This window comes from Glutamicibacter sp. NPDC090743, from assembly GCF_044769125.1.
Lineage (GTDB): Bacteria > Actinomycetota > Actinomycetes > Actinomycetales > Micrococcaceae > Glutamicibacter.
Map to the genome: position 1 here is coordinate 163,277 of NZ_JBIVXE010000007.1, position 11,395 is coordinate 174,671.

Annotated in this window: 9 protein-coding genes; 6 read left to right on the forward strand and 3 right to left on the reverse strand. The window is 62.4% G+C overall.

Going from position 1 to position 11,395, the window contains the following annotated elements:
- Window positions 1–7: 7 nt before the first annotated feature.
- Window positions 8–703 carry an IclR family transcriptional regulator gene (locus ACIQTS_RS15460; RefSeq protein ID WP_133834432.1) on the reverse strand — a complete coding sequence of 232 codons (696 nt, stop codon included), beginning with the start codon at window positions 701–703 and terminating at the stop codon, window positions 8–10.
- 268 nt (window positions 704–971) lie between these two features.
- Between ACIQTS_RS15460 and ACIQTS_RS15465 the strand changes: the two genes are divergently transcribed.
- Window positions 972–2,312 carry an MFS transporter gene (locus tag ACIQTS_RS15465; protein WP_105658444.1) on the forward strand — a complete coding sequence of 447 codons (1,341 nt, stop codon included), beginning with the start codon at window positions 972–974 and terminating at the stop codon, window positions 2,310–2,312.
- Between the two features lie 199 nt (window positions 2,313–2,511).
- Here ACIQTS_RS15465 and ACIQTS_RS15470 read toward each other — a convergent pair whose 3' ends face one another.
- Window positions 2,512–3,519, reverse strand: a complete 1,008-nt coding sequence (locus ACIQTS_RS15470; RefSeq protein WP_402473808.1) for a LacI family DNA-binding transcriptional regulator — start codon at window positions 3,517–3,519, stop codon at window positions 2,512–2,514.
- Between the two features lie 112 nt (window positions 3,520–3,631).
- The gene (locus ACIQTS_RS15475) at window positions 3,632–5,320 is read right to left on the reverse strand and encodes a glycoside hydrolase family 13 protein (RefSeq protein ID WP_402473809.1); all 1,689 of its coding nucleotides are present in this window, start codon (window positions 5,318–5,320) and stop codon (window positions 3,632–3,634) included.
- Window positions 5,321–5,586: 266 nt separating this feature from the next.
- On the opposite strand from ACIQTS_RS15475, the gene ACIQTS_RS15480 reads away from it, so the two are divergent.
- The 5 genes from ACIQTS_RS15480 to ACIQTS_RS15500 all read left to right on the forward strand — a co-directional run bounded on the left by ACIQTS_RS15480 (window position 5,587) and on the right by ACIQTS_RS15500 (window position 11,391).
- Window positions 5,587–6,855 carry an extracellular solute-binding protein gene (locus ACIQTS_RS15480; protein ID WP_402473810.1) on the forward strand — a complete coding sequence of 423 codons (1,269 nt, stop codon included), beginning with the start codon at window positions 5,587–5,589 and terminating at the stop codon, window positions 6,853–6,855.
- A 116-nt stretch (window positions 6,856–6,971) separates the two neighbouring features.
- Window positions 6,972–8,567: an ABC transporter permease subunit gene (locus ACIQTS_RS15485; protein WP_400290822.1), complete on the forward strand. Its 1,596-nt coding sequence runs from the start codon at window positions 6,972–6,974 to the stop codon at window positions 8,565–8,567.
- Window positions 8,567–9,481 carry a sugar ABC transporter permease gene (locus tag ACIQTS_RS15490; RefSeq protein ID WP_105658448.1) on the forward strand — a complete coding sequence of 305 codons (915 nt, stop codon included), beginning with the start codon at window positions 8,567–8,569 and terminating at the stop codon, window positions 9,479–9,481. Before ACIQTS_RS15485 ends, ACIQTS_RS15490 begins: the two co-directional genes overlap by 1 nt.
- Window positions 9,482–9,582: 101 nt before the next feature.
- Window positions 9,583–10,572 carry a hypothetical protein gene (locus tag ACIQTS_RS15495; protein WP_402473811.1) on the forward strand — a complete coding sequence of 330 codons (990 nt, stop codon included), beginning with the start codon at window positions 9,583–9,585 and terminating at the stop codon, window positions 10,570–10,572.
- Window positions 10,573–10,635: 63 nt separating this feature from the next.
- The gene (locus ACIQTS_RS15500) at window positions 10,636–11,391 is read left to right on the forward strand and encodes a TetR/AcrR family transcriptional regulator (RefSeq protein ID WP_400290827.1); all 756 of its coding nucleotides are present in this window, start codon (window positions 10,636–10,638) and stop codon (window positions 11,389–11,391) included.
- The last annotated feature ends 4 nt before the right edge of the window (window positions 11,392–11,395 follow it).

Genomic DNA, 11,395 nt, shown 5'->3' on the forward strand with positions numbered 1-11,395 from the left:
GGAATTGCTAGTGCGCGAGCTTTTCGCTGATGCGCGCCGCTGCGTGCTTGAGTTCCTCGATCATGCGTTCGTACCCGCCGACCGTGCTGGCGGCGAAGACGACGGCCAAGGCCGCCGGGGTTTGCCCGGAATGCTGGATCGGAACGGCAATGGACGTCACGCCCTGGATGACTTCATTCTCGCTGGTGGCATAGCCGTCAACCCGGGCCGCGACGGCAGCTTCGCGGTACTCGATGCCCGTGTCCAGGGCATCCCACTCGGCCTTGGCATAGCGCGATTGGATCGCGATGCCGGCAGCTCCCACATCCATGCCGTGCACCGAGCCCGGGCGGTGGACGATCGCGCGCTGGGAGTTCAACGGGGAGACCGACTGCAAGGTGGTGCACAGGTCGTGTTCCCAGACGGCCACGAAAGCAGTCATCGACAGCTCGTTGGCCAGCGCGGTGAGTTCCGGGGTGGCGGCCGCCTGCAGGTCGCGCTGGACCGAGCGGGCGAGCACGGCCAAGCCGGAAGCGGAACGGATATGCCCGGCCTCATCGCGGTTGAGCAGGTGATGCTGCTCCAGGGTGCGGATGATGCGGTAGGCAATGGAGCGGTGGACTTCCAGTTTCGCGGCGATTTCCGCGATGGATAGATTGACCGGGGAATTGGCGACGATTTCAAGGACGCGGATTCCACGCGAAAGCGTCTGGGAGGTAGGCATTGTTCTTCAATCTGGCGTGCGGCGCTGCTGGAACGTCGTCGAGGGCCTTCGTAGTGAACCGGGGGGACCTGGCGGTCGGTGATCTATATCCGATTTTAGTCGTTCTCTATTAGAACACCGAATTCCCGGCCCAGTGCGGGAGAGGGTGCCTGGCTGGAGCTGGTCACGATTTGGATAGATCTTGTGATCTGCTTCACTGTGGGCATATGATGGTGTGCGACATAAACCGTCCGAACGGTCGGTAAACAACTCGCAAAAAGGCCAACTCATGTCATCGACTGTCACTCGCACCCAGGAGGAGCGCCGGGTTCTTGCCGGCACCCTGGTGGGCACCACCATTGAGTGGTACGACTTCTTCATTTTCGCCCAGCTCACCGCGACCCTGCTGACCCCGTTGTTCCTCGAGCCCCTGGGGCAGTCGAATCCGGGTGTCGCGCAGATCCTTTCCTTCGCAATGATTGGCATCTCCTTCTTCTTCCGTCCCCTGGGCGCAGTGGTTGCCGGCCACCTGGGCGACCGCTACGGACGCAAGCGCATCCTGGTGCTCACCCTGATCCTCATGGGCGTTGCCACCGCGGCCATTGGCCTGTTGCCAACCTACGCGTCCATCGGCGTGGCCGCGCCAATCCTGCTGGTGCTCCTGCGCGTGGTCCAGGGCTTCTCGGCCGGTGGCGAATGGGGCGGTGCGGCCTTGATGGCGGTAGAGCACGCACCAAAGGATCGCCGCGGCTACTTCGGCGCCTACCCGCAGATCGGCGTGCCCATCGGCATGATCCTGGCTACCGGCCTGCTCTACATCCTGCGCGTTGCGATGAGCCCGGAAGAGTTCGCCGCATGGGGCTGGCGCATTCCGTTCCTGCTCTCCATTGCGCTGATCTTCGTGGGCTACATGATCCGCCGTGCGGTCGAGGAATCCCCGGTCTTCAAGCAGCTCGCCCAGCGCAAGGCTTCCGAGCACACCCCGCTGCGCGAGCTGATGACCAGCCATTCCAAGCAGGTCCTGCAGGCAGCGCTGATCTTCATCTCGAACAACGCCGCCGGTTACCTGGTGATCGCGTTCTTCATTTCCTACACCACCAAGGTCCTCGAGATGCCGGTGGCGCCGATCCTCCTGGCTACCACCATCGGTTCGGTGGGCTGGCTGATCTTCACCCTGGTCGGCGGCTGGCTCTCGGACAAGATCGGGCGCCGCAATACCTTCGTGATCGGCTACGCGCTGGTGTTCATCTGGATGATCCCGATGTTCCTGATGGTCGACACCGGAAACATCGTGCTGTACACCATTGCGATCTTCGTGCTGACCGTTGGCCTGGGCTTGTCCTACGGCCCGCAGTCGGCGATGTACGCGGAGATGTTCCCGGCGCAGATCCGCTACTCGGGCATCTCCATTGGCTACGCCATTGGCGCTATTTTGGGCGGTGCCTTCGCGGCCACCGTTGCGCAGATCCTGCTGGAGACCACAGGTTCTTCGATCTCGATTGCCATCTACATCATGGTGCTGACCATCATTTCCGTGGCAGCGGTGCTCTGGGTGGGCGAGACTCGTGGACGCAACCTGCACGTGGAAGAAATCGAGGGCGAACAGGCCGACTCGCGCGTGGCGCACTAGTTTCGCGGCAGTACAATGCCCGCGCAGGCAAGCGATCAAGCGATCCTGGCCCGCGCGGGCATTTGCGCGTCTGGCGACCGGTGGTTTGCCGATCAGTGGGCGGATGCAGCGGGCAGTTTGCTGCACGGCCAAATTCCGGCCACCGCCATCGATTGCACCTAGGCCGCCGGCGTTTGGGCCCGGGGAATTCCTGGGCCGGTTATTGGGCGGGGCGGGTGGTGGAGGAGCGCACGATCAGCCGATGACCCAACTCGTGGGCTTGCGCCGGTTCCTGGCCGCGGATAGCACGCAGCAGCATGGCGACCGCCAGCTGCCCCTGCTCACGCGGACGCTGCTCGACGGTGGTCAAGCCGAAGAGCTCGGCCAGGTCGTGATTGTCCACGCCGATGACCGACAGGTCATGGGGCAGCTGCAAACCGAGATCGCGGGCGGCCAGGATCGCGCCAATGGCCATTTCATCACTGGCTGCGAACACTGCCGTCGGACGGGATGCCGGGTTGCCCAGCAGCTGCTTGGCCACCGCGTAGCCCTGGGCCATGGAGAAGTCCGCGCTGGCGAACAGCGACTCATCCAGTTCAAGTCCAGCCTCGGCCAGCGCCCGCTCGTAGCCGGTGCGGCGGTGGGTGGGCACCATGAAATCCACATCGGTTTCCGCGTTGCCGCCGATGAAGCCAATGCGTTCATGGCCCAGGGAGATGAGGTGCCCGGTCGCGAGGGCAGAAATCGCTTCGTCATTCACGTGCAGGGTCGGCACACCGGGAAGCGGTCCTCCCACGCCAACCAGGGGCTTGTCCATGGCCAGCAGCGCCTGGACCTCGTCCCCAGCCAACTCGACGTTGACCGCGATCACCGCATCCACGCGCTGGCGCAGCAGGAAATCGGAGAAGATCTTCTCGCGCTGGGTGCGGTCCTTGGTCAGCTGATAGAGGGTGGTGTCATAGCCCTCGTCCATCAAGCGGCTGGAAATGCCTTCCAGCACGCAGGCATAGAACCAGTGGTTGATCACCGGAACGAGCACGCCGATGTTGCGGGTGCGTCCCGAGGCCAGCCCGGACGCGGAAGATGAGACCACATAGCCCAGCTCGGTGGCGGCGCGCTGCACAGCCTCCTGCGCGGACGCGGAGACAGAACCCCGGCCAGATAATGCGCGCGAGACGGTGGCAATGGATACGCCAGCGGCTTGTGCGACGTCTTTGATCCCGGCCACTTCTCTTCCTTCCTTCATGGGCACAGCCATGGCTAGGGGAAATTCCTTCCCCTGGCCACGGCTCCTGCCCAACATTACCCGGTGCGGCTGCAGCCGGTCAGCAGATTGCCGGCTACGGCAACTGGAACCAGAGCGTGGTTTCGCCCGGAATCATTCCCGATTCCGCCGAAATCTCGCTTTGGCTGCGCACCAGTTCGGTGGCGCCCTGCGCACAGGCAGGCAAGGGCTGTGCAGTTGCAGCGTAGTTGGCCACGACCAGCACAGTGCCGTTGGTGAAAGCCAGAACATCATCCGCAGTGCCTTCGACCCAATCCAGGGTGCCGGTGCCCAGTGCGTGATCCTGGCGCAGCTGCAACAGGCGGCGGTACAGGTTCAGTGTGGAAGACTGGTCATCGACCTGCGCATCGCGGGCATAGGAATCCCAGCCTTCCGGCTGCGGCAGCCAGCTTTCACCGGTCGCGCTGAAGCCGAAAGCGGGCTTGCCGCTTTCCCAGGGCAAGGGCACCCGGCAGCCGTCACGTCCGTAGCGCTCGCCATTGGTGCGCAACCAAGTAGGATCCTGGCGCGCCTCATCTGGCAGTTCAACGGCTTCTGGCAGGCCCAGCTCTTCGCCCTGGTAGATGTAGGCGCCACCTGGCAGGGCCAGCATCAACGCGCTGGAAGCACGAGCGCGACGCAATCCCACGGCAGCCTCCGGCAGGTTTGGGGTGTTCAGGCCGATGCCCTCGCCTTGCGGGTTCTCATCGGTCAGCGCCAAGCGGGTCGCATGGCGCACCACGTCATGGTTGGAGAGCACCCAGGTGCTCGGGGCGCCGACCTTGCCGAACTCCTCCAGGGACTGGTCGATGGTTTCGCGGATCTGCTGGGCATCGAAGTCGCAGGAGAGGTAAGGGAAGTTGAAAGCCTGGTGCATCTCGTCCTCGCGCACCCACTTGGCCATCAGCGACAGGGGATTGACCCAAGCCTCGGCGCACAGCACGCGCTCGCCGTCGTACTCGTCCATGACCTTGCGCCAGTCGCGGTAGATCTCATGCACGCCATCCTGGCCCCACCACGGAGCCAGTTCGTCGGTGCCGCCCATGGAAGCTCCGGATGGGTCCGGGGTGAAGTCCGGCAAGCCCTCGGCCTTGATCAGCCCGTGGGCCACGTCAACGCGGAAGCCGTCGGTGCCCCGGTCCAGCCAGAAGCGCAGGACGTCGCGGAACATCGCGCGCACTTCCTCGTTGTGCCAATTGAAGTCCGGCTGCGAGGAGTCGAAGATATGCAGGTAGGACTGGCCGGCGCTGCCATCAGGATTCCTGGTTTCGGTCCACATCGGGCCGCCGAAGACCGAATCCCAATTATTCGGGCGCCCGGTTGCCGGGGTGTCCTTGAAGATGAAGCGGTCGCGTTCGGGGGAGCCGGGCGCCGCCTTGAGCGCTTCCTGGAACCACGGGTGCTGGTCCGAGCAGTGGTTCGGAACCAGGTCGATGATGACGCGCAGGCCCAATGCGTGGGCCTTGGCGACCATCGCGTCGTAGTCCTCCAGGGTTCCAAACAGCGGATCCACATCGCAGTAGTCCGATACGTCGTATCCGGCGTCCTTCTGCGGGGAAGTGAAGAATGGCGACAGCCAAATCGCGTCGACCGAAAGCTGAGCGATGCTTTCCAGGCGTTGGGTAATGCCGCGCAGATCGCCCATCCCATCGCCATTGGAATCGGCGAAGGAGCGCGGGTAGATCTGGTAGATCACCGAGGAGCGCCACCACTGCGAGTCTTCGGATTGCACAAGGGAATCAGCTGCTGAACGAATTGAAGTCATGACGGTAACGATAAATGATTCACCAGAGTTTGTAAACGCTTGCAATTATGCTTCAAAGCCTTCGTTCCATGGCGAGGTCAGAATTCGCGCCTCGGCCGATAAAACTGATTTTATCGGCATTGTTGTCAATTTTCATGATCTGTGCCACGCTGTAAACGCTTACAATCAATGTGTTACTCGCACCACTAAAGACCCGACCGGCAGGTTCAGCGGAAATCGCGGCCGACCCGGTCCCTGATGACACAGTTGTCACGAAAGGACATCCCATGAAGGTGAATAAGCACCCTTGGCTTCTCGGCGGAGCACTGACGGCCATTGCCGCACTCTCGCTCACCGCTTGCGGCGGGTCTGGCACCGGCGAGCCAGCAGCTTCTTCCAGCCCCGCAGCGGCGCAATCCTCCCCGGCAGCCGCCTCCGGCGGCGAACTGACCGTATGGGTGGATGCCAACCGCGAACCAGTGCTGAAGGAGGCCGCGGCGGACTTCGAGAAGCAGTCCGGGGTCAAGGTGGACCTGGTGATCAAGGACTTCTCCAAGATCCAGGAAGACTTCCTGCGCCAGGTTCCTACCGGCAAGGGCCCGGATATCACCATCGGCGCCCACGACTGGCTGGGCAACCTGGTCAACAACGGTGTCGTGCAGCCAGTTGAGCTGGGCGACAAGGCCGGCGAATTCCAGGACGTCGCCGTCAACGCCATGAGCTACGAGGGCAACACCTACGGCGTTCCCTACGCCACGGAGAACCTGGCCCTGCTGCGCAATGCGGATTTGGTCAAGGAAGCTCCGACGAGCTTCGATGACATGATTGCCGCCGGCGAGAAGGCCGGCACTGAATTCCCGTTCCTGGTGCAGGTCTCTGATGTCGGCGACCCATTCCACGCCTACCCGTTCCAGACCTCCTTCGGCGCACCGGTGTTCGGCACCGATGATACGGGCGCCTATGACCCGGCAGATCTGCAGATCGGCAACGAGGGCGGCATCGAGTTCGCCAAGTGGCTGGCTGAAGAGGGCGAAGAAGGCAACCTGAAGACCAGCCTCGACGGGGACATTGCCAAGGAGAAGTTCGTCTCCGGCGACTCGCCATTCTTCCTGACCGGTCCATGGAACGTGGAAGCAGTGGAAGAAGCTGAGATCAACCTGGAAATCGACCCGATTCCATCGGCCGGTGGAGAACAGGCCCAGCCATTCGTCGCCGTGCAGGGTTTCTTCGTTTCCGCGAAGACCGAGAACCTGCTGGCCGCTACCGAATTCCTGACCAACTACATCGGCACCGAAGAAGTCCAGACCGAACTGTACGAGGTAGGCAACCGCCCGCCGGCAAACAACGCGGCATTCGAAGCGGCCAAGGCCGATGAAACCATCGCTGCCTTCGGCGAGGTCGGCGCCAACGGTGTGCCGATGCCGAACATCCCGGAAATGGCTGCCGTATGGGAGTTCTGGGGCGTAGCCGAGGCCGAGATCATCACCGGCAAGGCTGATCCAGCCAAGCGCTGGAAGCAGATGACCTCGGATATCGAAAAGGCCATCTCGAAGTAGGAACACCTGCCACCAGGCACAACGGTGGGCGCTGGGGTCGGGAGGAACTCTTCCGGGCCCCAGCGCCTGCAATTCACCAGCGCCAACTGCACTTGATCGACAGGGATATCTGGAAGATGACAAAGACCGCCCGCCAAGGGCCGCAACCCGGCACCGAGGAGACGAAGCCCAAGCTGTCACCGGCAGCCAGGCGCTTCGCGAATGCCACCAGCACCTCCATTGGGGCCATGCTCGCCAAGATCATCCTGGTGGCGATCGTCGATGCGACCGCGCTCTTCGCGGTCTTCACCGCACTGGGGCGCGAAGCCTGGGCGATCGCCGCGGTGATCGCGGCCATTACCGTGCTGATCAACGTGGTCTACTTCAAGCGCGGATGGCTGCCGGCAAAGTACCTGCTGCCGGGCACCATCTTCCTGCTGATCTTCCAGGTCTTCGTGATCGGCTACACCGGGTATATCGCCTTCACCAACTACGGTTCGGGGCACAACTCGGATAAGGATGACGCGATCAACGCGCTGCTGCAATCCAACCAGAACCGCGTCGAGGGATCAGCCGGCTACCCGGTGTCCATCCTCGAAGGACAAGACGGGCTGGCGATGCTCATTGAGCGCGATGGCCAGCAGCTGCTCGGCGATGCGGATGATCCTTTCGTCCCGGTAGACCCCGCTGGCCTGGGGGACTACTCCGAACTGGCTTTCGCCGATTTGCTGGGCCGCCAGCAGGAAGTCACCTCGCTGGCCGTTCCATTCACCGAGAACCCGGCAGATGGCACCTTGCGCACCAGCGATGGCCGCACCGCCTACCAGTACACTTCCTCCATCAAGCATGATGAAGCCGCGGACACCATGACCGATCAGAAGACCGGCGTGGTGTACCGGGACACCGGCGTGGGCGCGTATACCGCGCAAGACGGCTCGCAGCTGATGCCCGGCTGGTCCATCAACGTGGGCTTCGAGAACTTCACCCGTGCGGTCACCGATTCCTCGATCCGCAACGCCCTGTTCTCTGTCACCGTGTGGACCTTCGCCTTCGCCTTCCTGTCGGTGGCGACCACCTTCTTCCTCGGGCTGTTCCTGGCGATTGTCTTCAACGACCTGCGCATGAAGGGGCGGAAGGTCTACCGCGTCATCTCGATCCTGCCTTACGCATTCCCTGCGTTCCTGGGCGGGCTGGTCTGGGCCGGCATGCTCAACCGCGACTTCGGGTTCGTCAACCAGGTGCTCCTGGGCGGAGCGCAGATCCCTTGGCTGACCGACCCGTGGCTGGCGAAGTTCTCCGTGCTCTGGGTGAATCTGTGGCTCGGATTCCCGTACATGTTCCTGGTCTGCACCGGGGCGCTGCAGTCCATTCCGAATGAACTCTCCGAAGCGGCCACCATCGACGGGGCGAAGCCGTTCCAGATCTTCCGGTTGATCAAGCTGCCGCTGCTGCTGGTCTCGGTGGCTCCGCTGCTGATCAGCTCCTTCGCCTTCAACTTCAACAACTTCAACGTGATCTACATGCTCACCGAAGGCGGGCCGCGCATGCAGGATGCAGGACTGAACGTGGGATCCACCGACATCCTGATTTCCATGGTCTACAAGGTGGCGTTCGTTGGTTCCCAGCGCGACTACGGCCTGGCCAGCGCCTTCTCCATCATCATCTTCGTGATCGTCGCGATCATCTCGATTATCAGTTTCAAGCAGACCAAGGCACTGGAGGAGCTGAACTAATGAGCACCGAAATCACCGGCAGGCCGGTAGCCGGCGCACCCAAGGGACGCGCGGGGCGCCAGGGCCTGGGCAAATGGTTCGCCTCCACCGGGTGGCGCCACCTGATCGGCGTGGCCCTGTGCATCTATGCGGCCTTCCCGCTGCTCTACGTGCTCTCGGCCTCGCTGAACCCCAATGGAACCCTGCTGTCTTCCAATGGATTGTTCACCACCATCGGCTTCAACAGCTACGTGGAGCTGTTCCAGAATCAGCAGCGTCCCTTCGGCGCCTGGTTCATCAACACCTTGGTGATCGGCCTGACCACGGCGGCCGCTTCGGTGTTCCTCGGCGCCTTGGCTGCCTACAGCTTCTCGCGGATGCGCTTCACCGGCCGCCGCGTGGGCCTGGTCAGCTTGCTGATTGTGCAGATCTTCCCGCAGCTGCTGGCCGTGGTGGCGATCTTCATCCTGCTCACCTCGCTGGGAGATGTCTTCCCGGTCTTGGGCATCGATAACCAGATCGCATTGATCATGGTGTACCTGGGCGGGGCACTGGGTGTGAACACCTATCTGATGTACGGCTTCTTCAACACCATTCCGGTGGAAATCGATGAAGCGGCGAAGATCGATGGTGCTGGCCATGCCCGCATCTTCTTCACCATGATCCTGCGCCTGGTGGCACCGATCCTGGCCGTCGTGGGCCTGCTGTCCTTCATTTCCAGCACCTCGGACTTCGTGATCGCCTCGGTCATCCTGGTCTCCCCGGAGAACCAGACGTTGGCTGTGGGCCTGTACTCCTACGTCTCGGAGGAGTTCACCTCCAACTGGTCGGTCTTCGCCGCCGGTGCGGTACTGGCAGCGATCCCGGTGATGGCATTGTTCCTGTTCTTGCAGAAGTACATTGTCGGCGGCCTGACCGCCGGCGCAGGCAAGTAGCCGGCAGCAGCTGACCGCTTCGGGCAGATGGGGCAACGCCACTGGCGTTGCCCCATTTTGCCTGCGTCAGCCCATGGGCCGGAGCACGTAGAGTAAAAGGCATGAAGCCCTACTTGCCGCGCGCCGCCCGCAACTACCTGGAGCAACTTCGCCGTGCGCTGGATTTCTTGTCTTTGCAAGAACGCAACGAAGTCATTGAAACCACCAAGCAGGAGATTCTCCGCCTGCCTGGCGGCGGACGCCGCAAGAGCGATTTGATCCGCTTGCTCGGCGAGCCTGCCTCGCGTGCGCTCAAATTCGAACGCCATGAGCCCGAAGCCCTGGAAGTGGGCAGCGGCAAGTACTTCCTGACGCGTATTCTGGCGTGGCCAATATTCGCTCTCGCACTGCTGACCCTGATGGTGGTGCTTTTCGCCCCGCCGCAAGCCGCCTTGGCCAACGAACAGAGCTTCGGCTTTGTTGCCGGGGGAGTCGGCGGCCTGCTGGGGCAACTCGAATTGCTGATCGGATCCCAGCTGATTTGGCTGGCGTTCATTCCGGTCATCCTCAGCCTGGTTCCGTTGTGGCTGCCCAATAGTGCCGGCACTACCATCCACATCCTCGGGGCTGTGATCATGACCGTTATCTGCGCGGCCGGTGGCGGACAGCTCTCGCTCTTCTTCATTCCGGTGACCGTGCTGCTCTGGGCACAGGTTTTCACCCCGCTGCTGATGATGCGCGGTTCCATGGCAAGCCCCGGGCCCGGCTGGCTGGTGTGCGCGGCGGTGCTGCTGATCCTGGTCCTGGGGTTTGCCAGCTACCAAGGCTTGGCCAGCTTCAGCGCTGCGCCATGGCTGATCCTGGCTCCGGCCGCGCTGCTGGCCGTGCTGGCGATGCTGCTGCCCTTCCGCTGGAAGCTGGCTCATCTTGCTCTGGTCGCAGCCGGCCTGCTGGTGATGGCCGCTGGATTCGTCGCTGCGCTGCCAGGAACCTACGGGGCGGTCCTGGCGTGGCCGTGGCTGGCTGGCGGCATGAGCTTCGCCGTAGGACATCTTGCGCTAGCTGCCGGCATGTGGCACGAGCGAGCCAGGAAATTGCTGGCCCTGTTTTAGGAGTTTTAATACTTGTAGGCGCTTAATGGGAATTTACAGAGAAAATGCGTATATCCTCGTGACATGGCCGAGAATAAGGAAAATTCCTCTCCTGAACCGACAAAACGTGGTCGCGGGCGCCCGCGCAAGGACTCTGAGTTCCAGTCCCTGAGCAAAGAGCAGCTGGCCCAGAAGGCTCTGGAAATCGCCGGTGCCGAGGGCTACGACGCGCTGACCATGCACCGTCTTGCGGCCGAATTCAATGTCACCCCGCGGGCGTTGTACAACTACGTGGCGGATCGCCAAGAAGTCATCAACCTGGCGGTAGGGCGCTTCATCTCGATCAATCCGCTGATCGAGTTCGACTGCAACGACTGGAAGCTCGGGGTGACCGAAGCGTACAACGCGACGCGCCGGGCCTACCGGGCCTACCCCCGGGCCTCGCAATTGACGCTCGACGAAAAGCTCAAGGTGGAGCCCGGCCCGTTCCGCAATGAATTGATGGAACGGATCCTCGCCTTCTTCGTGGATATCGGCCTGACGCTCAAGCAGGCAGTGGCCATGGTCCGCGCCCTGGAACGGGATGTCCTGGGTTTCGTGATGCATGTGGATTACTACTATGACCGCCGCTCGAAGGACAGCCCGGACTACGTGAGCTCGCTGGTGCCGGTCCAATTGCTTGACGCCTACCCGGAAGTTCCGGCACCGCTGGCACGCCAAGCGCTCGAGCTGCCGCAGCAGGACAGCGATGACCTTTTCGGGGAAGTCGTCGAGTTGCGGTTGCTGGCTATTGCGCAGATGCTCGAGCTCAACCGGGCCGCCGAAGACCACAAAGAGTGAAATA